Genomic DNA, 24246 nt, shown 5'->3' with positions numbered 1-24246 from the left:
GTCTTAGGTGAGGCTTGGGGAGAGTTTGGTTTCGGGCACGCGCCAAACTCATCCCACCCTGTTTCCCCGGTTCCTATAACCGGGGCTTTTTGTTTTTGGACAAAGGGAATGCAGATTTATCATTCAGTTGGTGACTCTAGGTGCATATGTGGATTAAAGTGAGCCGAATTAACTTCTGTTAGCGCTCTGGAGAAGAGATGAAATATATCGTTGTTGTTTGGGCCCTATTGTCATTTACAGTACAAGCTAGTTGCTTTGTTGTAGGTGATCTCAAAGGTTTTTCTACTCGTCAATTTGAAAGCTTTGAAATTGATAAAGATGGTATTTCATCTCAAAAGTTCATCGTTGAGTTTAAAGGTGAGGAAAGTAGCGTATCTCCAAATAATATGAATTGCTTTCAGGTTGGTTCATCCACTCTAATTTGCGCAGATGTTGGTACTGACGGCAAATCAACTGTTGAGACTTGGGCTGTTTACCCTGAGAAAGAAAAAGTGGTTTACACTAACTCGATAAATGGTTTTGGTGGCTTTAACGGCGCAAACATGTTTGTTGGTAATATCAAAGGGCGTTGCGACTAACTATTTGAAAAATAGTCGTAAGTGTAGTGATTTAGGAAAGGATAAATATGGATATTGCTGTACTAACATTTGACGGATTTAACGAACTGGACTCTTTCATCGCCTCGGGTATTTTGAACCGTATGAAAGAGTTTGGCTGGAATGTGCAGATTACTAGCCCTACAGAATCAGTGACTTCAATGAATGGAGTCACAATTCAATCTCAGCAACCTTTGGAGTTTGCCAATACTGCTGATGCGGTGTTGTTTGGTAGTAGCATGTTGACCCGCGATATCGCCCAAGACGCTAAATTACTCTCAAGGTTAAGCCTTAACCCACAAGCACAATTGATTGGCGGTCAATGCTCAGGGACTTTGTTAATGTCGGTATTGGGGTTACTGAATCAAGTTCCAGCCTGTACTGATTTAACAACGAAGCCATGGGTAATTGAATCCGGTGTGACCGTGTTGGATCAGCCGTTTTATGCGGCAGGCAACATTGCTACAGCGGGTGGATGCTTGTCGTCCAAATACTTAGCAGCATGGGTTATCAGTAAACTCGCAGACCAAGCACATGCCGAAGCTGCAATTCACTATGTTGCGCCTGTTGGTGAGAAAAAAGACTCTGTGAATCATTGCATGTCGATAGTAAGTACTTACGTTTAAAATTGATTCATTGCGTGCGCAGTCCTGTATAAGGTTCTTGATATGAATCTCTACCCATGGCATTTTTAGTCCAAATTGACTTTAGTTAGGACAAAAAATGGAAGACTTGATAGTCGCGTATTTTAGGGCATTGAGCTCATTCTTTAGGTATCTGTTTCAGTCGATATTGATTGAGTTCATTGGTTACGGAGCTGGCTGGATAGTTTGTAAAGTATTCACATTGGGGCGCTTCCCCCCATTGATTCCAACTGAAAAAGAGCGAACCAGAATCTCTTATATTGGAGCTATTAGCATCGTATTGTTTCTGTTAGCAATTGGTGTGTTCAATAGTTTGTGATTCGGAGTAAGGATATATGAAATTTTACCCCGCGGAACAATACCAAGCGGCTTGCAACGAGCTGTTTGTCCGATACGAACGTGACATCAAAACGCTAATCCCTAATGCGAGAGTTGAGCACGTAGGCGCATCTTCTATTCCTTTTGCCGTGTCTAAGAGCGATCTAGATATCTTCGTAGGTGTTGATCTTGGCGCATTTGAGGATGTTATAGAGAGACTCACAACACTCGGCTTTACAGAGAAACTCGATACCTTAAGAACGCCGGAACTGTGTATGTTGGAGTCTACATTAGGGGATGATGTGGCGTTGCAAGTGGTCGCCAGTGGTTCTGAGTTCGAATGCTTTCTAAGGTTTCGTGACAAGCTACGTGCGACCCCGGCATTAGTTCAGCAATACAACACCCTCAAAATGGGTTGTGCAGGTTGGTCTCAAGAAAAGTACCGTGAAAAGAAGTCGGCTTATATAGAGCATGTGCTGGCGGTGAAATAGCAAGTCGTCTTGTGATAGATTGGGTTAGTGACACAGACTGGCTTTACATTTTCCATTGATTCCTTGAGGTAGGCTTATGATTACAATTAGAAAAGCGGCTGAGTCTGATGCTCAGGATATTTTCGATATTCGAAGCCGTGCCATTGTCGAGAAGTGCTCGGCTTATTACTCAGAAGAACAGCTGTCAATATGGACGCAGGGTGGAATGTCTGATGGATTCATAAGCGATGTAGTCCAAACCTTTCACGTTTCAGAAGTTGATGGTCGAGTAATTGGCAGCGGTAAAATCAACATCGAAACCGGTATGATTGATGCTATTTTTGTGGACCCAGATTTTTCCGGAAAAGGCGCAGCGAAGCAGATGTTGCAGTTCTTAGAGGAACTAGCGATTCAACACAACTTGCCGTTAATGAAGCTAGAATCGACCCTGAATGCTGCGGAATTTTATCGTTCGTGTGGTTTTATCGGTGATGAACTTTCCACTTATCACTCTCCTAGAGGTATTAGCCTCGATTGCATCCCGATGGAAAAGCCGCTACTTGCTTAAATAAACAGCGCTAACTCCAATGGTTGGTGCTGTTTTTACTTTCCCCTTACACTCTTTTCTAATATCAAACCTAGTATCAAATTTCTCTTTGTTATACAGGCAAGTCTCTCATTATGAAGAACTTCTTTGATAGCGAACTCATGCTCTCTAGCTCTTTGAATTTCGTTTTGCTATCGCTTGGGCTAACGTTCCTTTTTCATCTTCCGATTTGGTGTGGGTTCAACTTGAGCCGACGAAAGTGGAAGCTCATGGATTATTTATGGCCGTTTCTAGCGGGTATCGGGATGCTGGGTGCAGTGTCTGAGATTCGTGCGAAAGTAGCGGGTGATTGGGTTGAAACCGAACAAACCAGAGCGGTGGCGATTTTAGAATCGGTTCAGCAGTTTTCTTTGGATAAGCTGCGAAGTGATACCTGCACCGGTCAACCATCTTTAGATAATCACGCTCAGCACCATGAAGCGTGTTTGTGGTATTTGAATACGGCCATCACGTTCAAAGATGTCGATTTCACCTTGTTACCCAACGCATCGGATTTTACGGTTCCTGCGCCTAGCGTATCGCTGGTGGAAAGTGACGCCGTGTGGGTGGATGGTATGCTGAGTCAGTATGAGATGCAGAAAAACCAATACATAAAAACCAGAGAAGCGCAGGTGAAGCAGCCACTAGAAAGTATCTTTTGGTATGTGAGTCCTTACTTAGTGTGTTTTGCGATTGCGTTACGTTTGACGAAAGTCACCGCAGAGCTCAAATTAGATAAGTGCGCATAGTTTGAGTTCCTATACCCAGATAGAAAAGGTGAAGTAATGAATGTGAGTGAGTTTTCTCAGTTGGTGGGTTTGTCGGTTCACACGCTTCGCTACTATGAAAAAATCGGCTTGTTGAAAAATGTTCAGCGGAACAGTAGCGGTCATCGAGTCTATACATCGAAGGACGTTACCTGGATTGAGTTCGTGAAGCGCTTAAAAGACACCGCAATGCCACTGGATGAGATTTTAGAATACGCAAAGCTAAGGGAGTTAGGGCCAGAATCTGTTTCGCAGCGTCAAGTGTTGCTCGAACAACATCAACAGAATTTGCGAGCTCATATCGAAGAACAACAAAAACACATGGCAGCATTGGAAGAAAAAATTAGTTTGTATCGAGATGGAAAAGTCCGTTGACTTAGAGTCGACTCTAACTTGTAAGGTGTTCCTGTGAACTATAAATACAGGAACAGACTCATGAACCAATCACGTTTCGACATTGGCTTAGAAAGACTTAATCATATCGACGGAGAAGCAGGGCAACAGGTTATTGAAAGCCTGCAAGACATCTGCCCTGATCTTGCCAAATATACTATCGAGTATCCTTTTGGTGATATCTATTCACGCCCCGGCTTGGATTTGAAATCACGAGAGATCGCGACCGTTGCTGCCCTTACCGCACTCGGTAATTGTGCCCCTCAGCTTAAGGTGCATTTGAATGCGGCACTCAATGTTGGATGCAGCGAGGAAGAGATTAAAGAAGTGATACTGCAGATGTCGGTGTATGCGGGATTCCCAGCGGCGTTAAATGGCATGTTCGCATTTAAAGAGGTGCTTGCGGAGAGAGGCACAGCTTGAGATAAATAGAAAATATAGTCTGAAAAGGGAGCGTCAACTTTGCTAAGTTGCGCTCCCTTTTTATTGATTGGCTAAGTTTTAAAGGTCGTAAACCTGAAGGTTCGCGGTTCTTTAAGATGACATAGACAGCGCGAATGACAACAAGATAGGCAAGGTGACCACACTTAGGAAGTTACCGAACAACACCATAGATGCGACCTTGGGCGGCTCGACATTGAACCTTTCTGCGAACAGGTAGTTCATCACGGCGGGTGGCAGCATGGTGAACAGCACCATCATCTGAAGATGCAGCGTAGGCAGCGGGATAAAGAAGTAGATGATGGCGAAGGCGATGGCACCAGTAAACAGCGATTGAGCCGTACACAGCAAGCCAACTTTGAGTCCGCTTAGCTTCAAGTTCACCATTTGCGAACCCAACGACAACAGCATGATGGGCACGGCTGCTTGGCCGAGTAGCGATGTTGCTTCGTAGATTGGATTCCACACTGCAATGCCAGATAAGTTGAGCGTCATCGCTAATGCTGCGGCTAAGAATATCGGCATCTTGAGGATCTGCTTGATCGGATTACCTTCACTTAGTAACGCCAACCCCACACTAATATGCACACACGCTGATACCACAAACAGCAGTACAGCAGGGGCTAATGCGCTCTCGCCAAAGGTATACGTGAACAGAGGAATCGCGAGGTTGCCACTGTTGCGGAACATGTGTGGCGGAGCCCAAGCTTTGAAGTTGAGCTTAAAGATCTTACAGATTGGTATCATCAATAAAGCGGGCACCAACACCGCGACCAAAGAAGCGGTGATGAGTGGCAGTTGTTCGGTGTCGAGAGGCATGGTAGTCAGCGAGGCAAACACTAGCGCAGGAATACAGACATCCATGTTGATGCGATTGATCGGTTTGAAATCGGGCTTGAGCCAACGACCTACCGCAAAGCCAGCACTGGCTAAAGCAAAAACGGGAAACAGAATGCTGACGACCTGTTCGAACATAGAATTCCTTTCTAGATTGGGTGCTTCCATTTAGCTGAGAAACGAATGTTTTAGAGAGACGCCAAACGAAGCATAAAGTCGAGATGTATAAACATTAACCTATCAATATAATGACTTGGCGTCACCGAAGATCGTTGTCTGTGAGCGGTTAATTTATATTTCTTTGAATGAAGCACAAAAAAGACCAGTGGCATCAGCAACTGGTCTTTAAAGGCTAGATAAATCTGGACGGATTTTTAATTAACGACGGCTGTCGTTGTCTAGCGATTGTTACTCGGTTTTAAGTCTAGCTAACGAGCTTTTTGTAATCTTTGAAATTCACGTCATAAGCTTTTTCGCCGTAGATGTAAGTCTCGCTAACGGTTCTGTCGTCACCTAAGCTCATCAATACAAAAAGTTTTTCTTCAAGCTTGGTGGTTTGTTCCATTCTAAAGCGCATCAGCTGAGTTGCGTGTAGATCCAACACCACGAAATCCGCTTCTTTTCCGACTTCCAAGTTACCAATCTTGTCTTCTAAATGCAGCGAACGTGCGCCGCCTAGTGTTGCCAAGAACAGCGATTTAGCCGGGTGCAGTTTCTTATGCTGTAACTGCATGATCTTGTACGCTTCACTCATTGTTTGCAGGATTGAGAAGCTGGTGCCTGCGCCTACATCAGTACCCACGCCGACACGAATACCGTGATCTTCCATCTCTGGTAATCGGAACAAACCGGAGCCTAAGAACAAGTTCGAAGTTGGGCAAAAGGCGATGGCCGATTCAGTATCGGCAAGGCGCTTACACTCGCAATCAGATAAGTGAATGCCGTGTGCGAAAACTGAACGTTTGTGCAGCAAGCCATAATGATCGTATACATCCAAGTAGCTGTCGCGCTCTGGGAATAGAGCCTTCACCCACTCAATCTCTTTCTCGTTTTCAGAAAGGTGAGTGTGCATGTACACGTCTGGATATTCTTCTAGCAGTTTACCGACAGTGGCAAGTTGCTCTGGTGTGCTGGTTGGCGCAAAACGAGGCGTCACAGCATAAAGTAGTCGGCTGCGGTTGTGCCATTTCTCAATCAGTTCCTTGGAGTCAGCATAGCCAGATTCCGGTGTGTCGGTGAGGTAATCAGGCGCGTTGCGATCCATCAATACCTTACCTGCAATCATGCGTAGGTTACGCTTCTCGGCTTCTTCAAAGAATACGTTAACCGACTCTTTGTGGACCGTGCCAAACACGAGTGCTGTGGTGGTGCCGTTGCTCGCCAGTTCGTCTAAGAATAGCTTTGCCACTTTGTGTGCGTAAACTGGATTTTTGAAGCGCTTTTCTTCTGGGAAGGTGTAGTTCTCTAACCAATCAAGTAGCTGCTCACCGTAAGACGCGATCATCCCTGTTTGAGGGTAGTGGATGTGCGTATCAATAAAGCCAGAGGTGATCAGTTTGTCTTTGTATTCTTTAACTTCGAGTGTTTTAGGTTGGCGAGCCAATACCTCATCGGCATGGCCTAAGTCGACGACATGGCCGTTCTCAACCACTAAAACACCGTCTTCAAAATAGTCGTAAGACTCATCGATACCGACATCTTTTGGGTCGGCGACGCTGTGTAAAATGCTGGCGCGATAAGCTTTGCGTTGCGTTGTCATGTTTACTTCCTTTTAATGACTTCAGCGACGTTATGGCCACTGAAGCTTTGCGACTTGTGTTAGGCGATCTTCTCTTCCAATGGTGGTTCGCCTACGTCGCTTGGTTGACTGTGTTGATCGGTCAAATCCTGATTTCGATATTGTTTGGTTGGGCGCTTTTGTTCAAGTGCTTGCCCTTGATAGTGTGCGATCAGTTCACCAGCAACCGATACTGCAATTTCGGCAGGATGTTTGCCATTCACCGCACTAATGCCAATCGGGCAAAGCATAGTTTCAATTTGTTCTTGGCTATAGCCGCGTTGCTCTAAGCGGAAGTCGAACTTCTTGCGCTTAGTAAGCGAGCCAATCATGCCGAAGTAACGGCTGTCTTCACGGTCGATAATCGCTTTGGTTAAATCGAAATCGAGCTGGTGGTTGTGCGTCATCACTAGGTAGTAGCTGTTCGGTGGCATGTGTTTCACTTCACCGACTGGATCGTCTGAGACAAGCTTTTTCACACCGTGTGGTAGCGTTTCAGGAAATACTTCTTCACGCTCATCAATCCAGGTCACACGGAAGGGTAGGGTTGCGACAATGTGCAGCAGCGCTTTGGCAACATGACCTGCGCCAAACAGCACAAGATGGTTCTGCTGAGTGCCAATCGGCTCAAAGCTTAACGTTGCCATTCCGCCACAACATTGACCTAAACGAGCACCTAGGTTGAAGCGTTCCACTTTGAGTGATTTCTCGCTGGCAATCAGCATCTCACGCGCCATTTTAGTAGCCACATGTTCAAGGTGACCACCACCAATCGTAGCGATGATTCGGTCACGAGTGACAAGCATTTTGGTGCCCGCATCGCGTGGAACGGAGCCTCTGTCTTCAAGTACTGTCACCATTACACACGGTTCGTAGTTCTCTTCCAGTTTTGCCAGTTCGTGAATCCAATTATCCTTAAACATATGTCCTCCTAAATCCCTTTTTATGCTTCCCAAGCTAAACGATCGATATGAGCCCTAAGCCGTTTCTGATTGAGCATCGACCGAAGTCGGAGTCGTTTCAGTGACTTCCTGAATCGCCATCAGAATACGTTCTGGCGTTGCAGGTGTGTTGAGCTTAGGAATCGCGCCATCGACGGCGACATAGCTGATTGCGTCTTTCAGTGCGCTCCATACCGACATACCCAACATGAAAGGCGGTTCACCCACGGCTTTCGAGTTGAAGACGGTGTCTTCTGGGTTGTTACGGTTTTCTAAAAGATGCGTTCTGAAATCAATTGGCATATCAGCAATCGCCGGGATCTTGTAACTCGCAGGACCATTGGTCATCAAGCGGCCTTGCTGGTTCCAAACCAACTCTTCCGTGGTTAACCAACCGACACCTTGCACAAAGCCACCTTCGACTTGGCCGATATCAATTGCTGGGTTCAATGAAGCGCCCACGTCATGCAAAATATCGACACGTAGAATCTTGTTCTCGCCGGTTAGGGTATCGACGATAACTTCTGAACAAGATGCTCCGTATGCGTAGTAGTAGAACGGGCGACCGCGTGCTTTCTCGTGATCGTAATAGATCTTCGGAGTGCGGTAGAAACCAGTGCTCGACAGCGAGATTTGGTTAAACCAAGCCAGTTCAACAAACGAGTTGAAGGTCATGATCTCGTCGCGGATCTGCACCATGCCGTTCTTAAACACAACCTCTTCAGGCCACACTTTGAAGTGCGAAGAAGCGAAGTCAATCAGGCGTTGCTTAATGGTCATTGCGGCGTTTTGCGCGGCCTTACCGTTGAGGTCGGTGCCCGATGAGGCTGCGGTTGGTGATGTGTTCGGAACTTTGTCTGTGTTTGTAGCGGTGATCTGGATACGTTCGACATCGACTTGGAACTCCTGTGCAACGATTTGTGCCACTTTGATGTTCAAGCCTTGCCCCATTTCCGTACCACCGTGATTCAAATGAATACTGCCATCGGTGTAGATATGGATGAGCGCACCTGCTTGGTTCAAGAAAGTCGCAGTAAACGAGATACCGAATTTCACTGGCGTGATAGCAAGGCCTTTCTTCAAGATAGGGCTCTGCTTGTTGAACTCAGCGATTTCTTTACGACGTGCGTGATAGTCACTGCTGCGTTCAAGCTGTTCGGTTATCTCAGGTAAAAAGTTGTCTTCAACGGTTTGGTAGTAATGAGTCACGTTACGGCCTTCTTCGCCGTAGTAGTTCGCCTTACGTACTTCCAAAGGATCTTTTTTCAGGTAACGCGCAATCTCATCCATGATGTGTTCAATGGTCATCATGCCTTGCGGGCCACCAAAGCCACGGTAAGCGGTATTCGATGCCGTGTTGGTTTTGCATCGATGACCCACTACAGTTGCATCACCTAGGTAATAGGCGTTGTCTGAGTGGAACATTGCGCGGTCTACGATAGAACTTGATAAGTCTGGTGAATAGCCACAGTTACCTGCAACGGTAATATCGGCACCTTGAATCACACCATTGTCGTCAAAACCGACCGTATATTGATTGTAGAACGGGTGGCGTTTACCAGTTTGCTGCATGTCTTCATTACGTAGCAGACGCATTTTGGTTGGTCGTCCGGTGAGGTGAGCAATCACCGCGGCCATACACGCTGGAGAGGCTGCTTGAGTCTCTTTACCCCCGAAACCACCACCCATACGACGCATATCAATCACGACTTTGTGCATTGGTACGCCAATCACTTCCGCAACCAGTTTTTGAACTTCGGTCGGGTTTTGAGTCGAGGTGTACACGATCATGCCTCCGTCTTCGGTTGGCATCACGCTACTGATTTGAGTTTCTAGGTAGAAGTGTTCTTGTCCGCCGATCTCTAGGTCGCCAGAGATCACGTGTTTTGCTTTTGCCAGTGCGGCTTTCGAGTCACCACGCTGTTGAGTGTGGCTTTCTGTTACGAAGTGCTCTTTCTCTAGCGCTTCTTTTACATCAAGAATCGCGGGTAGTTCTTCGTATTCAATAATGGCTGCATGTGCGGCTTTACGTGCCGTTTCCAAATCGTTGGCAGCCACGGCAATCACAGGTTGGCCGTAATATTCGACTTTGCCGTCGGCAAGCAGTGGGTCACCTGGAAGAATCGCACCGATATCCAGCTCACCCGGTACGTCTTTCGCTTGAATGGCAATCGCCACGCCTTCGAATTCGTAACACGGCGATAAATCTATCTTGGTGATGTTGGCGTGTGCTTGCGTGCTCAGGCGTGCGTATACGTGCAGCTGATTTGGGAACTCTAGGCGGTCGTCAATGTATACCGCTTCGCCCGTGACTTGCTTGGCTGCACTGTCGTGTTTAACGCTTTTACCCACGCCAGTTTTTAGGTCTTGTTTTGCAATGGTAACCATCTCTTCGTGGGTCATCGCATTGCTCTTGTGACCAGAGGAACTTGATTTAGACATAAGACGTTACCCTTGTTTCGATTTGGTTGTTTTTGTTCTGTCGCTCAATGAAGTAGCGACGCAACATATTTGCTGCCGACAATGAACGGTATTCTTGGCTTGCACGGAAATCAGATAGCGGCTCAAAGTCGTTATACAGTTCCTGCATTGCTAACTTAATATTAGCGTCTGTCCACGGTTTGCCTAATAACGTATTTTCACAACGAGTTGCACGCTTAGGCGTTGCTGCCATACCGCCGAAAGCGATACGAGCGTAAGAAACCTTGCCATCTTCAATTTGAATATCAAACGCGCCACACACCGCAGAGATGTCGTCGTCTAAACGTTTCGACACTTTGTAAGCTCGAAAGCTGTCGTTGGTTGGCTTAGGAATGATGATCTGTTCAATAAACTCACTCTCTTTCTGCGCTGTCACTTTGTAGCTGATGAAGTAATCTTCAATTGGCATGGTGCGTGACTCGTCTCCGCAGCGAAGTTTGATCTTCGCGTCGAGAGCAATCAGTAGAGGAGGGGTATCACCGATAGGCGAGGCATTCGCCACATTACCGCCAATGGTGCCTTGGTTACGTACTTGCAGTGACGCAAAGCGGTGGAGTAGCTCACCAAAATCTGGGTAGTGTTTTTTCAGTAGTGCGTAAGAATCGCTGATAGGAAGGTTGGCACCAATGATTAAATCGGTGTCGGTCTCTTCGCATACCTTCATATCTTCAACAAGGTTTACGCTGATCAGTGTTTCAATCTCGCGATGGAATTGTGTGACTTCCAACGCTAAATCCGTGCCGCCAGCAACCAGCTTAGCGTTCGGATGCGCTTGAAAAAGCTTGGCCAGCTCATCAGTGCTTTTCGGGGAAAAAGCGGTGAGGTGACCAAGGCGTAAGTTGGCTTCGGTGTCTTGAATGCCTTCTAGCTTCTTGATGGTGTTGCGTTCAAGTTCAGCAAATTGGTCGATCAAAGGTTGGTCTGTTGAAAGTGACATCGCAGCATCAACAATTGGTCGGTAGCCAGTACAACGACACAGGTTACCCGCCAGTGATTCCATGACGTCTTCTTTGCTCGCATCGGGTTTGTTCTTGCCTAGCGCAAACATCGACATGATGAAGCCCGGCGTGCAGTAACCACACTGTGAACCGTGAAAATCCACCACTGCTTTCTGCACTGGGTGCAAAGAGCGATCTCGGTTTTGTAGATCTTCTACAGTGATCAGTTGCTTGCCATGCAGCGCTGAAACGAACGTAAGGCAAGAGTTCACTGAGCGGTATTGCAGTTGTCCATCAACCACTTCACCGAGAACTACCGTACATGCACCACAGTCACCCGACCCACAACCTTCTTTGGTACCGGTTTTATTAACCTTGGTACGAAGGTAGTTGAGTACTGTCATATTTGGCGACAGATTATCTTCACGTCTTATTTCCTGATTGAGCAAAAAAGTAATCAAGAGACCTCCTTGTAAATCGACATATTTCCATGTGTATTCTTTTTGACTTCTAGGTCAATAATTATCCATCCTGACCCTGTGGTCAACTATTTATTTACAAAAATGCAACAAATAGTCCTTTGTGGAGATTGTGTACAATTTTATTTTAACTTTAGTTGCTTGTTTTATAAGAGGTTGAATTAAAGGCGAACAGTTTTATGGTGTGAATGAATTGATAGCTATGTATACAAGATAAAGGAGGGGTTTATGGCACTGTTGGAAGTGATTCTATAGAGGCTAAGATCGTTGTTGAGGGCAGAATAGACAACATTTTTAGATGGATGTGAGTCGATCGTCGTATTTATTTTTAGAGGAGAGGGCACAAAAAAGAGAAGTAAACGCAGAGGCTTACTTCTCTCCAGTTTTGTTAACGAAAAGCTGTTAATAAAAAGCTGTTAACAAAAAGTTGTTAACGGATGGTTATTAAGCGTTTGTTGAATATTCTATGACTTGCTCTTAAGCAGATCAGAGAAAACGACATGCAGGTCGCTAGAAGCTGTGCTGCTGTCTAGGTTGAGCTTCGAACGAATATGGCTTAGGTGTTCTTGCATCAATTCTACAGCTTGTTGTTCGTTGCCTGACTCTATCGCATCCAGTAAGCCTGAGTGTTCGTCTAGAGAACAGTTCGAGTGGTTGCCCGTTTCGTACTGAGCGATCAGCAGTGAGGTTTGCGATACCAAGCTGCGTTGGAAAGCCAGCAGTGGCGCATTCTCAGCCATTTCAGCCAGCTTGATATGAAACTCGCCAGACAAGCGTAAGCCGGAGCCGTAGTCACCTTGGTCAAAGGCGCAGTTCTCTTTTACAACGAGCTTTCGGCATTCTTCGATTTGCGCTTTGGTTGCGTTTTTAACGGCTAGCTCAGTGATAGCAATTTCCATTACTTCACGTGCTTTAAATATTTGCTTAGCTTCATCCACTGTCGGTGCAGCAATCATTGCACCTCGGTTTGGACGGATCACCACAACTTGTTCTAAAGAGAGACGCAGCAAGGCACGACGGATGATGGTGCGGCTAACGCTAAAGATTTCTGCTAAGGCTTCTTCGCTTAATTTGGTGGCTGGTGGCAGCCTTTGTTCTAGTATCGCGTCGAAGATATGGCAGTAAACAACATCGTCTTGAGTCTGGCCTGTTACTTTCGTTTTTACACCTTTGGAGACAGAGTTTTTGAGAACTGTCATAGAGATAAGGACCCTTGTTTAGTCGAGTTGGGTTGGTCGAGAATAATTCATGAGTATTACTCTATATTGTATACATTTATCTATACAATGCCACCGGATGAAAGTGCGATGCACGCTTATTTGTTAATGACTTATAACATTTTGTTTGCAGGTAACTGTGTGCAATCTTTAGCTTTAAGCCATTTTTAATTCAACTAAACTCGATTATCACCGCAGCTGTAGGCAACGATTTGGCTGATTTCGCTCAAGCTACGACCTGACTGTTGTTGCCATTCGTTGAAGGCTTTACCCGCTGCCAGTTGTGCTCGCTTGGTATTACGACCGCTATCAACCACGTCTGTGCTGCGTAGGTGTGCTTCAACATCTGATGACAAGATGAAGGTGTCTTTACCCATTTGGCGCAGCGTGTAGGCACCAGTATTACCACCTAATCGCTTGCCGTGTTTTTTCAGGTAATCCCACAGCTCGGTGATACGCTCTGATGGCCAGTCGGCAACCATTTGCGAGAATGAATCGGCTTCACGCTTGGCATTGTGAATCATGGTGGCATTGGCAGGGATGGTCATCACTTTGGTGAGGTGGCGAATAATACGCGGGTCTTGTGCTTTCTGTTCCCACATTTCATTCGGCAGCATCAGCATTTTTTCGATATTGAATTCAAAGAACACTTCTTCAAATTGCGGCCATTTCTTTCTCACTACATTCCATGAAATACCACATTGGAATACCTTTTCGGTAAAGGCGGCCAGCCAGCGATCGTCGGTGATCTGCGATAGCTCGGCTTGGGAAAGGGGCGCGCGAACAATCTTTTCGAGCTCGGCAGCTCCACCTTTACGGTGAGCCGCACGTTGATAAATAGTGTCGAATTTTTCTTGGGTCATTGGAGGTTCCAAATTACATCTGTGTATCTTGAGTGTGTAGCTAATGCTTAATGATATGGGGTCAAATTTGGCAATTAAAACAAGTCTGTTAACTAAAACCAGTCTGACAATTAAAACAAATTAGCTGAGCTTTAATTCCATTTGATACAGGGGCCACGTTTTGCCATTGAACTCTTTTACGCTCGGCTCTTTGTCGACCACCTGAAAGCCGGCTTTGTCGTAGCAGCGTTTTGCGCCGTGGTTTTGCTTAAATACCGCTAAGGTGATGGTGGTGACATCTGGTATTTGTTTCGCCTCCTCTAAGGCCGTTTCAAGCATCGATTGCCCAAGCCCTTTACCACGTTGGCTTGGGTGAATCGCGACTCGGCAGAAGCGAAGTTCATTGTCTGACATACGCTGAAATTCCATAAAGCCAAGTAAGTCATTACTTTTGGTGTCTGAGTTCGGTTCAGGTAATGAATGAGTTTCAGAGAAGGTATATAACTCGACATGTGGCTCTTGAGAACGTTCGATGATTGAAGCCGCTTCTAACGGCCAACCAAATGTTCTCCCTCCCCATAGAACGTAGTCTTCTAAGGATGTAAACCAAGTGACGATCTCTTCGGCGTCGGATGCTTTAAAGCGGTTTATTTCCATATCCTTCTCTCTCCCTAATCGCGTGTCTCTTTTTTAATCCGTTAAACTTCTGCGCCCAACTGATCAAGAAAACCACGCATGTAGTCGGTGCGCTTGTTGGCTTCTAACTTGGCGGATTCTGTATTCATGGTTTCAGCTAGCTTGAACAGCTTCACGTAGAAATGGTCGACGCTGTAATGCTTGTCATCCAAGTCACGATGTTCAGCGAATGGGTCTTGGTGGTTATAGAGCTCGGCGTTAAAACTCTGACCCACATACAGGCAACGTGCAATGCCAATTGCGCCGAGAGAGTCTAGGCGATCCGCATCTTGGACGACTTGAGCTTCCAAGGTTTCTGGTGTGATGTTGGCACTGTAACTGTGAGTGACAATGGCGTGATGGATCTCATCAAGGTAGGACGCAGGATATTCGATAGATTTGAGGAAAGAGATGGCCTTGTCTGCTGCCATTTGTGAGCTTTGAGCGCGGTCTGGGTGGTTCTTTGGAAAGGTGAAGCAATCATGAAGGTAAGCGGCGGGCACCACGACTTCAAGCTTAGCTTGTTCTTGAGTACATAAAGCCTTGGCGGTTTTGACTACGCGCTTAATATGGCTGATATCGTGCGCTGCATCTTGTGTCATCTCTTGCTTTGCAAAATCAAGCAGTTGGCTTTCAAATTTTTCTATCACGCGTCCCTTTCTCCATTATCAATATTGCTTCTCGATTTCCATCGTTTCACATTGACTTTAACAGTTTCAAGCGCGAGTTTTTATCTTTTATAAAAGGAATACCCACAAAAAAACCGACTCTGTGAGTCGGCTTAATAGAAAGGTTATTCTGTGTTGATTAAAGCGTTATCAACGGTAATCAGAGCTTATGCAGCGGCTTGTTGAAGCTGCGCTAACACATGATGCAGAGAAGGGCTGATGGTGTGTCCAAGCGCTTTTACTTCGTCACATGGTTCTACTAAATCAGGGATCTGGAAGCTGATCATGTTGGCTGCCATTGATGCGCGAATACCGTTGTTTGAGTCTTCAAACGCTAGGCAGGCTTCAGGGGCAACACCTAGGCGTTCTGCCGCTAGCAGGTAGATCTCGGGGTGAGGCTTACCATTGGTGACTTCACAGCCTGTGCTTAGTGAGGTGAAGTAAGAATCTAGGCCAGCCAGCTCAAGCTTCTTTTTCGCGATATCAAGCTGAGTGGAGGTCGCCACCGCGATTGGAATGTCGTTTGATTTCAGCCACTCAAGAAGCTCAATCACGCCGTCTTTTACTGGGATAGCTTGGTGCTTAACAATCGCACTGTAGCGTGTGCGCCATTCGTTGTTCAGCGCTGGGTAATCTAGCCCTTCACCGTAGCCATTTCTAAAAATCTGTTCGATGGTTTTTGCGTTACAGCCAATGATGCCTAGGTAAACATCCTGCAAAAACGGAACACCTTGCGCGTGACATGCTTCTTCAAAAACCTGCATACAAAGTCGCTCGGTGTCGAGCAGCAGTCCATCCATATCAAAAATAGCAGCTTGAAAATTCATATCCGTGGTTCTTTATGTGTTGTCGTCGTGAGGGCGAGTATTTTGACATAGTGCCTGGAGATAGGCGAGTCAGTGTTCAGTAAGAATATGACGAATTGTCTCGGTAATATGCTTCTAGATGAAGCGAAACCTGATTAACTTGCGTTGGAATAATATCGTTCAGTTATGAGTCTGATGTTTGATAGGTCATGCGGTTCTAACAGACACAAGAATGGTTATCATACATAACAAATCTCGGTTGAGTGCCTAGCTTCCTATTACAATTCATAAACTTACAGACGTGTTAGCGTGACCATAATCTTATAAAAAACAATTTGCGGAAGCCTGCAATCATAGTGTGACCAAGTAATAAGTAAAAGGCTGAACTAAAGGACAAAATATAATTAGTCCACATTTTTAGCAAGGTTGCTTATGTTGTATTTTGAGTTTCTATTTTTATTAGTCGTACTTTATATCGGGTCTCGGTATGGCGGTATTGGCTTAGGTGTTGTTTCTGGGATTGGCTTGGTTATCGAGGTGTTTGTCTTCAAGATGCCACCAACGTCTCCACCTGTCACCGTAATGCTGATCATCCTCGCTGTTGTTACCTGTGCTTCGATCCTCGAAGCGGCTGGTGGCTTGAAATACATGCTTCAAGTGGCGGAAAGGGTGCTAAGAAAGAACCCGAAACGCGTTACCTTGATTGCACCGTTCGTGACTTACTCGATGACATTCTTATTGGGTACTGGCCACGCGGTTTACTCAATTATGCCAATCATCGGCGATGTTGCGTTGAAGAATGGTATTCGTCCTGAGCGCCCAATGGCGGCTGCGTCTGTTGCCTCTCAACTGGCGATTACTGCATCTCCAATTTCTGCTGCTGTGGTTTATTACCTCGCACAACTTTCTGATATCCAACACTCTATTACTCTGCTTTCTATTCTGTTGGTGACGGTTCCTGCAACCTTGTTCGGCACTCTTTTGCTTTCTCTGTATAGCTTGAAACGTGGTAAAGAACTGAACGACGATCCTGAATACCAAGCTCGTCTAAAAGATCCAGAGTGGAAAAAGCGCATTGAAAGCACCACTGCGACCTCTTTGGATGAAGTACTGCCAACTTCGGCTCGTAATGCGGTATTGATTTTCCTATTGTCGATTGTCGTGATTGTTATCGTGGCGATGGTGCCTGAGATCAGAACCATCGTAGACGGCGACAAGCCAATCAAGATGTCGGTGATCATCCAAATGATGATGCTCTGTTTCGGCGGTATCATCTTGCTGGCAACTAAAACTGACCCACGTGATGTGCCAAACGGCGTGGTATTCAAATCGGGTATGGTGGCAGCGATTGCTATCTTTGGTATCGCATGGATGTCGGATACTTACTTCCAATACGCAATGCCTCAGTTCAAATCTGGCATCGTAGAAATGGTGACTAACTACCCATGGACGTTTGCGCTAGCGCTATTCATCGTATCAGTTGTGGTGAATTCTCAAGCCGCTACTGCACGTATGATGCTACCGGTTGGCCTCGGCTTAGGATTAGACCCAGCACTGCTTATCGGTTTGATGCCAGCGGTTTACGGATACTTCTTCATCCCTAACTACCCATCAGATATCGCAACGGTTAACTTCGATGTCTCTGGCACCACCAAGATTGGTAAGTGGTACTTCAACCACTCATTCATGTCGGTTGGTTTAATCGGTGTAGTAGGCGCATGTTGCTTAGGCTACGCACTGGCACAGATTTTTATCGCTTAATGAATTAGCTTTCTTTGAGATAGCTAGACAACAAACAAAAACAGCGCCTGAATTGGCGCTGTTTTTGTTTAATCTGTCTTGGGAATTAGCTTTGATACGAGCTCTTAAGCAGTATTAGCGAGCCTCAAAAGCCAAAGACTGAATCGCTTCTTCTATCGTTAGGAAGTGGATCTTCATCAGGCACACTTCAGCTTTCTGGAACTCGTGGTTTCGAATCAGTTTGGTCACGCTTTCAGTCGAATAGTGTTCAGTTCGTTTCGCTAGAGACAGTTGATTTGAGCTCGATTGAAGCGAGTAACTGTCGCCCTCTGAATCGATGAGGTAATCCTCTTCGCCCAAGATCATGTCTGAGCATTCTGCTCGAAATTCGTGTTCGGATGCGACGTAAATAAGCTCATCGTCACCGTCGAGTTTTACCAAAGATGGCCAACTGATCATTACTGCCCTTTCTATGTGCTGCTTACTGCTTTTAATAGTGGTGACGACAAGCAATTATGTAAAAGTTATCGTCATCTGCTTTATACACTAATCGATTCTTGTCATCGATTCGTCTTGACCAAAATCCAGACAGGTTGCCGACTAGTGGCTCCGGCTTTCCAATCCCTTCAAAGGGCGTTCTTTTGGCAGCTTCAATCAACTTATTTAGTTTCTTGAGCGTTTTCTTGTCTTGGGTTTGCCAGTATAGGTAATCTTCCCAAGTATTATCTGTAAATACAATCTTTCGATCATTCGTCATTATTCAATTCTCGAACGGTTGTATTTCCGGCTTCGAGTTGAGCAATGGATTCAGCTAATCTTTCAGCGTTTTTAGGCGAGCTCATTAGGTACAAGGTTTCTTGCATTGAATTAAAATGATCAAGAGACATTACCACGGCATCTTCTGAATCTCGTCTGGTTATTACCGTAACATCAGAATCGTCTACCACTCTATCGAGCACAGACTTAAGGCTATTTCTTGCCTCAGTAAAAGAAACAATATTCATCACTTATTTACCCTGTTGTTTTTGGATATGTTTAATCTTTCAATATACACAGAATAGTTAATCATTCATGAATTAACTATTGTACATGTTATCTCAGAGATTACACATGATCAACTTATGGTACATGTCACTCACTGTAAATCTGCAGAGTGTTACTGACTCAAAATGCTATTTACTTAAAGATCGGCCCAACGGCGCGAAGTAACCTTGCAGCGCTTGATAAATCTCTTTGCGATGCGTGAGGTCTGGATACAGAGGGTACATATCTGGTTTGGTTGTGCCGTCGACTAGGTAAGCGTTTTCGATATCAGAACAGGATTCAATCACTGACTCAAAGGCACGCGCCATCATTTCTGTGGGTAGTGAGAAGTAGCGGGCAGACATCGCTTTGTCGGCAATAACACTGCGAGCCACGTAATCGTGTTTGTCCAAGTTATTGTCGCTAAGCAATGTGGCGTCAAACACAGACATCAAACTTTCGTTTAATGGATGAGGTCGCACCTTTCTATCGTGTAACCAACAGTCACTGGCGAACAAGATGTGTTTTCGAGGGCCTGAGGTGTCGCCAATCTCAAACGCCTTTTCGGCAATGTAGTGGTCAAATGCATGCCAGAACTCGTGAGCGAGTGCACCAGCACCAGCGTTCTTGGCGAGGGCTAATTCTCGTTGGTTCGGTGCGTAGTGTGCTTGTACGCCTTTTCTGCCGCCACTGCCGAACGCTAAGCCTAATGTGCCGCGAAGGCCAATCGCTTCTGGTGGCAAAGCCAAGATGTAAGCCAAGTCTGCTAACGAGTCGAATATCAGATTTGCAGCGAGCTCCTTCTCTTCTTTCGTTACCCAAGCGCCCACACGAATGCTGCCCATACCGAAGGTCTGTTTGATGTCCATGAATGACACCTGATCGCCATGTCGGTAGTCTGGGCCTTTGCGCGTTTTGTATTTAAAGTGGGTTAACTTCAAAGGGGTCCTTGGAAATATATGTAGTTTAGCGCTGTTGTGTGGTGCATAGGGTTAAGTTGGGAAAGTTAGCACCTTTGTGAGTAAATTACCGAACAAAATGAGTTAGATTGTGTTCGAAAGCTTCCCATGAGGTTGGGCTACCTTCGTGGGTCAGTGGAAACAGCGACTTATTTGGTTTGGCATAGCTTAAACGATGTAACCTCTGCGTGACATGATAGCTGTCTAGCCCAGAAATAGTGACTAAATCTAACGCTTCTAAATCTAGGTAGCCGTCCGGCATCACAGCACGTTTTGGCGCGTGAACCGTAACAACTTCACCAATCAACATTTGAGTTTGGTTACTTTCAATTGTGATTTGTTCTTTGAAAGCCAAGCCTATTTTCAGAGGACTCTCCAAGACAAACGGAGCAGGGAACACATCATCATAATAGGACGTGAGACCGACCGCGTTAAACTCTGAGATTGATTTAGGATAACGAGCGGAAGTTTGATGGGCTTTTTGAACAAAGCCCGCACCGATGCTGTTGATGGTGAAGTGTTTAGTTTCCAGGATGTTCTCTAATGTATGACGGCGACTTTCTGCTGGTCGGACGATGAAGCCAAACAAGGGGGGATTTGATCCTAGGTGAACCACAGAACTCACCACAGCAAGATTTTCTAGCCCTTGTTTATCGCAGGTGCCAATAAGGTTGGCGCTTTTGAACCCCGATAAGGAGTTAATTAAACGAGCGCGCTCACGTTGATCCATTGCTTGGATATCTTGTCTTGAAAGGGTCATTTCCTTCATATTTTCTCTTCTTCTCACTTTTGTTTCGACGACTTGTTCACCAACCAACTCATATTTACGCAGAAGCATCCTCTATCGATCAGCAGAGTGGTTGGTTTGGTCGTGGGCAGCCTGTCTCTTTTATCTCTGCTACTGCACAACGGGCGAGATCATTTGCATAGATTTACGTATGTTGACGTCGCTTTACATCACAGGAGCTAAAGTAATGATGTCGTCTTTATGAGTGTTAAAAAATGAAATCAGTCCGCAATATCATCTGGGCAATGATTGCCACAATGTCAGCCTTTTGGTTTGCGATGGAACCGCAACTCTTCGCTTCAAACAACATATTTGAATGGCGCTCTGCCATGATTCAGTACTCGGGTATGTTGTCTCTGATGTTAATGTCCATCACCATGATCTTGGCGATGCGTTTGCCTATGGTTGAGAATTGGCTCAACGGTATGGATAAAGCGTATCGAGTCCACAAATGGCTAGGTATAGGCGGCGTTGCAATGGGTGTGACACACTGGTTGTGGTACCAGATTCCCAAGTGGCTAGTGATGTCTGAAGTGTTGGCTAAGCCTGTTCGTTATGATGGTTCAGGCCCTGCAAGAACTTTGTCTGGTTGGGAAGCATGGGTCAATGGACTCCACGGCTTTGCTGAAAACATTGGAGAGTGGGGCTTTTACCTATTACTCGTTTTACTGGTGGCGTCGTTGTGGGCGGCTGTGAAATACAAACCGTTTAAATTGTCACATCGTTTTATGTCGGTCGCGTATCTATTGATCGCTTTTCACTCAATATTACTTCTCAAACATGCCTATTGGGGCGAACCAATTTACTACCTAACAGTGGGATTTGCTTTGGTTGGGTCTGTTGCGGCGATCTACAGTTTGTTGGGTTTTGTAGGGCGTCGTAATCGTCACTCTACTTCTGTCGTTTCCACTCGCTACTTTCCCAAAGCTGAAGTGATGGAGTTAGTGTTAAAGACAAGTACATCATGGCGAGGACACAAAGCAGGGCAGTTTGCGTACTTACGCTTTGGTAATGAAGACCCGCATCCGTTTACTATTGTTTCAGGTAGCGAAGATTCAGAACTGCGTTTCTTGATTAAAGAGTTGGGTGATTTTACTAATGGGTTAGTTGAGCGAGTAAAGGCGGGCGATGCGGTTACGGTGGAAGGGCCTTATGGTCGACTTGAGTTTGACCTAAACAAGCCACAGATTTGGATTGCTGGTGGTGTCGGAATAGCGTCGTTTTTTGCAACGCTTGAAGCGCTCAAAACAGAGAAAACTCATCCTCGAATTGAACTGTTTTACTGTACTCGCGGTGTCGATGAGCATTTAGTCGATGAATTATGGCACCTTGCGCATCAAGTCGGTGTGAAGCTGAACGTAATAGATACCTTGCACTCTCCGCGATTAAACGCAGAGAGAATCGCGAGTCAATGTGGTGATCTAAATGTTTATGAGTTGTATTTTTGTGGGCCAGAGTTGTTCTCAACCTCGCTTAAAAAAGAACTCGATACGTACAAGTTCAATGTTGACCAAAATTATCACGAAGAGCTGTTTGTGATGCGTTAAAAAGGCCTAATGAGGTATCAATAGCGTCAAGTTTGGCTCTTCGTTGCGAGGTTAAGGCAGCGGTTGGATTTGGTGTTATTGATACTTAACGACAAGCTCTAATTAAAAAGGCAAAAGTTACTCAATTTTTTATTGCAGCGGTTTGCTATTGAGCGATACCATGTACGGCTGTTTTATTGGTAAAGATTGCAAAATGTCAGATGAAAAGCTCGCGCTAGAGTGGATGCGTCAACAAGCGCATAGAATTGATCCATATGTTATAAATCCATCATTTGATGAATGCGTTGAGTTGCTTGAGCCTGCCTTTAAGAAGGGCAAGAGTGTCGCGCAGCTAAAATATCTATTATCAGAAGCGGATCGCCGAGCTGGCGCTGCCGAGCGTAAACACGCCGCTTTAAAGTTCGCCAAAGAAAAAAGCCCAAAGGCAGGCCAAAACCTTCGCCTTCAAAGCAAGCTTCAACAAGTTCAGTTGGCATTAAAGTTAGCGACGGGCGATAACAACATGACCATATCGCAGTTCTGTTCTGAGTATGATGTCAGTAAGCGAGACGGCAACGAAGCGTGGAATGAAAAGCTGGTTGAGCAGAATAATAAGAAGTGATTTTTTCGATGTCTTATGCTGTTTCACTGAGGCCCGATAAGATTTACTTGCTCGTGAAAGTTTGTTTATAAAGTCATTTCAAACCCTACCAATAAATATTGTTCCACTGTATTTCAAAAGCCTGAAAAGCATCTTTTCTTCTCAGGCTTTGCGAACAGCTAGTCACTCACCTTTTCCGTCTTAACCGTAAACCACAGCTAAAAGTATCGATGAGCGAATATCAGATATTAAGGTCGAATGTTATTGAAGCTGACCTTCTGCGTTCCATCTCCAAGTTTCTCCAACTTAACTACGTCTCCTTGATAGTAATACGGTTCCATTGGCATATTGCTGTTGATCGGTCTTGCGTAGTGCAATACAGCCAGTTTAGCGTCAACTTGCTGAGCATATAAATAGCCAATCAGCGCATGTTCAAATTGGTGATAGCCATTGCCCCAATGGAAAGCTTTAGTACGCTTAGGATCAAGCCCAACACCACCGTATTTGTGGTCGACCCATACATCATGAAAGGTCGGTAGGGTGTATTGCAGGACGTCTTTCATTGAACCATCGACCAGCGAAACCGTCATGGCCGCTTGATCAAGCTCAGCCCACTCCCATGATGACGCCCACTGACTGTGTGGTCTGCTTTGCCAGCCCGTGATATCTTGCCCTTGCCACATTTTCTGAAGTCGCTCACCAAAGTAGTTAGATACATTGGCAAAGTCTTTCTGATATTGCGCCTGATCCAGAGTGTGTTTCATGCCGTCTAAACCAAACTCCGACCAATCGGAATTATCTAATGCATGACCGGTTAGATAGGTCATCCAATATGCTTTGATGGTGTGCCCAAAATCGTTGTGATTGGCATTCGGCATCATCGCAGCTTTATCGTGAATAGCCCCGTAGAAGCGTTGTTCATCTTCAGAATGGTATTGGTCAATCATGGCTTGCGTGAGCCAGTTTAAGTCATCAAGCCATTTTGATTTGATGGGCTCTTTGAGCAGAGGAGCGACTAATAACAGGTAGCCGTTTATTTGATCAAGTTGCGCGACCAGTTCGCGTCGTTTTGCACTGCCATCTTCACCGTCAGCAAGTACCCAAGCAAGACCACTGTTGTCGCCAAGTCGATATTTATCAAAGATAAAAGCTTGTTGGGCGATGAGTGCTTGTTCTACCTTTTTGTCTTGGGTCAGGTAGTAGTACATTGCGAGTCCAACCAGCGCGTACGCTTGATCTTGAGAGGTACGCTGCTGCCAATTATGACCTGCTTTGCCCTCTTTTGTGTAGCCAATAAAGCCACCATTTTTCTTATCTTCTAGTTTATCAATGATGTAGTAGGCGCCTTGTTTGGCAAGCGCTAAAGCCTGCTTGTCTCCGGTAAGATGGTAGAGCACGCCATAGGCATAAGTTTGGCGTGATTTCATGCGCGTGAACTCTTTGCCGAAGTGGGGAGTGATCCAGCCTCTGTCTAATTCAGGACACACATCAGAAACATCGAGCAAGGTACCGTCATCACAACGAAACGTCGGGAAGTTGCCTATCGGTTCTCCCTGAGCACTAGGCATTAGCCAGTAAGGTGCCAGCCCTTCAGAGGCATGATTGATCCAGTCTTCTCCAGAGGGAAGGGTGACATTGGCAGATACAGCGAAACTGGCCACGCTGAGTAATGCGATAGTTGCTCGTAACATGATGTTTATCTTAATGATTTGAGTTTCGTTGAATATAAACAAT

27 protein-coding genes are annotated in these 24246 nt (G+C 45.6%); 11 read left to right on the top strand and 16 right to left on the bottom strand.

Features of this window, described 5'->3' with window-relative positions:
- Nucleotides 1-197 precede the first annotated feature (197 nt).
- From AACU28_RS08200 to AACU28_RS08165, 8 genes are all read left to right on the top strand, one after another.
- Nucleotides 198-578: a hypothetical protein gene (locus tag AACU28_RS08200; protein ID WP_121602748.1), complete on the top strand. Its 381-nt coding sequence runs from the start codon at nucleotides 198-200 to the stop codon at nucleotides 576-578.
- 47 nt (nucleotides 579-625) lie between these two features.
- Nucleotides 626-1222, top strand: a complete 597-nt coding sequence (locus tag AACU28_RS08195) for a DJ-1/PfpI family protein (protein WP_121602747.1) — start codon at nucleotides 626-628, stop codon at nucleotides 1220-1222.
- Nucleotides 1223-1319: 97 nt separating this feature from the next.
- Nucleotides 1320-1559 (top strand): hypothetical protein, encoded by a 240-nt coding sequence (locus tag AACU28_RS08190; RefSeq protein WP_017092275.1) that lies wholly within the window; start codon nucleotides 1320-1322, stop codon nucleotides 1557-1559.
- A gap of 16 nt (nucleotides 1560-1575) precedes the next feature.
- Nucleotides 1576-2049: a GrpB family protein gene (locus AACU28_RS08185; RefSeq protein WP_121602746.1), complete on the top strand. Its 474-nt coding sequence runs from the start codon at nucleotides 1576-1578 to the stop codon at nucleotides 2047-2049.
- A 76-nt stretch (nucleotides 2050-2125) separates the two neighbouring features.
- The gene (locus tag AACU28_RS08180) at nucleotides 2126-2596 is read left to right on the top strand and encodes a GNAT family N-acetyltransferase (RefSeq protein ID WP_121602745.1); all 471 of its coding nucleotides are present in this window, start codon (nucleotides 2126-2128) and stop codon (nucleotides 2594-2596) included.
- A gap of 248 nt (nucleotides 2597-2844) precedes the next feature.
- Entirely contained in the window at nucleotides 2845-3363 is a 519-nt protein-coding gene (locus AACU28_RS08175; RefSeq protein ID WP_029222168.1) for a hypothetical protein, read from the top strand.
- Between the two features lie 36 nt (nucleotides 3364-3399).
- A complete protein-coding gene (locus tag AACU28_RS08170; RefSeq protein ID WP_121602744.1) occupies nucleotides 3400-3756 on the top strand; it encodes a MerR family transcriptional regulator in 357 nt (118 codons plus the stop codon).
- 60 nt (nucleotides 3757-3816) lie between these two features.
- Nucleotides 3817-4197, top strand: coding sequence for a carboxymuconolactone decarboxylase family protein (locus AACU28_RS08165; protein WP_017083073.1), 381 nt, complete (start codon nucleotides 3817-3819; stop codon nucleotides 4195-4197).
- 111 nt (nucleotides 4198-4308) lie between these two features.
- Here the strand turns inward: AACU28_RS08165 and AACU28_RS08160 are convergent, their stop codons facing one another.
- From AACU28_RS08160 to AACU28_RS08115, 10 genes are all read right to left on the bottom strand, one after another.
- On the bottom strand, nucleotides 4309-5190 hold the full coding sequence (locus AACU28_RS08160) for an AEC family transporter (RefSeq protein ID WP_004732869.1): 882 nt from the start codon (nucleotides 5188-5190) through the stop codon (nucleotides 4309-4311).
- Nucleotides 5191-5476: 286 nt separating this feature from the next.
- Complete coding sequence (gene guaD / locus AACU28_RS08155; RefSeq protein WP_121602743.1) at nucleotides 5477-6811, bottom strand: guanine deaminase; 1335 nt, start codon at nucleotides 6809-6811, stop codon at nucleotides 5477-5479.
- Between the two features lie 59 nt (nucleotides 6812-6870).
- Complete coding sequence (xdhC, locus tag AACU28_RS08150) at nucleotides 6871-7752, bottom strand: xanthine dehydrogenase accessory protein XdhC (protein WP_004732871.1); 882 nt, start codon at nucleotides 7750-7752, stop codon at nucleotides 6871-6873.
- 54 nt (nucleotides 7753-7806) lie between these two features.
- Nucleotides 7807-10212, bottom strand: a complete 2406-nt coding sequence (gene xdhB / locus AACU28_RS08145; RefSeq protein WP_121602742.1) for a xanthine dehydrogenase molybdopterin binding subunit — start codon at nucleotides 10210-10212, stop codon at nucleotides 7807-7809.
- Complete coding sequence (gene xdhA, locus AACU28_RS08140) at nucleotides 10205-11650, bottom strand: xanthine dehydrogenase small subunit (RefSeq protein WP_065681067.1); 1446 nt, start codon at nucleotides 11648-11650, stop codon at nucleotides 10205-10207. Before xdhA ends, xdhB begins: the two co-directional genes overlap by 8 nt.
- Before the next feature lie 482 nt (nucleotides 11651-12132).
- A complete protein-coding gene (locus tag AACU28_RS08135) occupies nucleotides 12133-12867 on the bottom strand; it encodes a GntR family transcriptional regulator (protein ID WP_102482702.1) in 735 nt (244 codons plus the stop codon).
- A 194-nt stretch (nucleotides 12868-13061) separates the two neighbouring features.
- Nucleotides 13062-13748 (bottom strand): DNA-3-methyladenine glycosylase I, encoded by a 687-nt coding sequence (locus tag AACU28_RS08130; RefSeq protein ID WP_017067459.1) that lies wholly within the window; start codon nucleotides 13746-13748, stop codon nucleotides 13062-13064.
- 120 nt (nucleotides 13749-13868) lie between these two features.
- A complete protein-coding gene (locus AACU28_RS08125) occupies nucleotides 13869-14384 on the bottom strand; it encodes a GNAT family N-acetyltransferase (protein WP_121602741.1) in 516 nt (171 codons plus the stop codon).
- 41 nt (nucleotides 14385-14425) lie between these two features.
- Entirely contained in the window at nucleotides 14426-15052 is a 627-nt protein-coding gene (locus AACU28_RS08120; RefSeq protein ID WP_121602740.1) for an HD domain-containing protein, read from the bottom strand.
- A 185-nt stretch (nucleotides 15053-15237) separates the two neighbouring features.
- The gene (locus AACU28_RS08115; RefSeq protein WP_121602739.1) at nucleotides 15238-15897 is read right to left on the bottom strand and encodes an HAD family hydrolase; all 660 of its coding nucleotides are present in this window, start codon (nucleotides 15895-15897) and stop codon (nucleotides 15238-15240) included.
- Between the two features lie 411 nt (nucleotides 15898-16308).
- Between AACU28_RS08115 and AACU28_RS08110 the strand changes: the two genes are divergently transcribed.
- Nucleotides 16309-17637 carry an anaerobic C4-dicarboxylate transporter gene (locus tag AACU28_RS08110; RefSeq protein ID WP_121602738.1) on the top strand — a complete coding sequence of 443 codons (1329 nt, stop codon included), beginning with the start codon at nucleotides 16309-16311 and terminating at the stop codon, nucleotides 17635-17637.
- Nucleotides 17638-17751: 114 nt separating this feature from the next.
- On the opposite strand, the gene AACU28_RS08105 is transcribed toward AACU28_RS08110, so the two are convergent.
- From AACU28_RS08105 to AACU28_RS08085, 5 genes are all read right to left on the bottom strand, one after another.
- The gene (locus AACU28_RS08105) at nucleotides 17752-18075 is read right to left on the bottom strand and encodes a DUF4144 domain-containing protein (RefSeq protein ID WP_121602737.1); all 324 of its coding nucleotides are present in this window, start codon (nucleotides 18073-18075) and stop codon (nucleotides 17752-17754) included.
- Nucleotides 18076-18106: 31 nt separating this feature from the next.
- Nucleotides 18107-18373, bottom strand: coding sequence for a Txe/YoeB family addiction module toxin (locus tag AACU28_RS08100; RefSeq protein WP_121602736.1), 267 nt, complete (start codon nucleotides 18371-18373; stop codon nucleotides 18107-18109).
- Nucleotides 18363-18620 (bottom strand): type II toxin-antitoxin system Phd/YefM family antitoxin, encoded by a 258-nt coding sequence (locus AACU28_RS08095; RefSeq protein WP_017061616.1) that lies wholly within the window; start codon nucleotides 18618-18620, stop codon nucleotides 18363-18365. Before AACU28_RS08095 ends, AACU28_RS08100 begins: the two co-directional genes overlap by 11 nt.
- A 168-nt stretch (nucleotides 18621-18788) precedes the next feature.
- Nucleotides 18789-19580 carry a CLCA_X family protein gene (locus AACU28_RS08090; RefSeq protein WP_121602735.1) on the bottom strand — a complete coding sequence of 264 codons (792 nt, stop codon included), beginning with the start codon at nucleotides 19578-19580 and terminating at the stop codon, nucleotides 18789-18791.
- Between the two features lie 85 nt (nucleotides 19581-19665).
- Nucleotides 19666-20367, bottom strand: a complete 702-nt coding sequence (locus tag AACU28_RS08085; RefSeq protein WP_121602791.1) for a flavin reductase family protein — start codon at nucleotides 20365-20367, stop codon at nucleotides 19666-19668.
- A 233-nt stretch (nucleotides 20368-20600) separates the two neighbouring features.
- On the opposite strand from AACU28_RS08085, the gene AACU28_RS08080 reads away from it, so the two are divergent.
- Together AACU28_RS08080 and AACU28_RS08075 are read left to right on the top strand one after the other, a co-directional pair.
- Nucleotides 20601-21932, top strand: a complete 1332-nt coding sequence (locus tag AACU28_RS08080) for a ferredoxin reductase family protein (protein WP_121602734.1) — start codon at nucleotides 20601-20603, stop codon at nucleotides 21930-21932.
- A gap of 193 nt (nucleotides 21933-22125) precedes the next feature.
- Complete coding sequence (locus AACU28_RS08075; RefSeq protein WP_026012354.1) at nucleotides 22126-22533, top strand: hypothetical protein; 408 nt, start codon at nucleotides 22126-22128, stop codon at nucleotides 22531-22533.
- Between the two features lie 227 nt (nucleotides 22534-22760).
- Here the strand turns inward: AACU28_RS08075 and AACU28_RS08070 are convergent, their stop codons facing one another.
- On the bottom strand, nucleotides 22761-24203 hold the full coding sequence (locus AACU28_RS08070) for an N-acylglucosamine 2-epimerase (protein ID WP_121602733.1): 1443 nt from the start codon (nucleotides 24201-24203) through the stop codon (nucleotides 22761-22763).
- Nucleotides 24204-24246 lie beyond the last annotated feature (43 nt).

The sequence above is a fragment of the Vibrio sp. SBT000027 genome (genome assembly GCF_963894355.1).
Lineage (GTDB): Bacteria > Pseudomonadota > Gammaproteobacteria > Enterobacterales > Vibrionaceae > Vibrio > Vibrio splendidus.
Note: the sequence above shows the minus strand (reverse complement) of the source record. Positions and strands in the feature narration are given on the sequence as shown.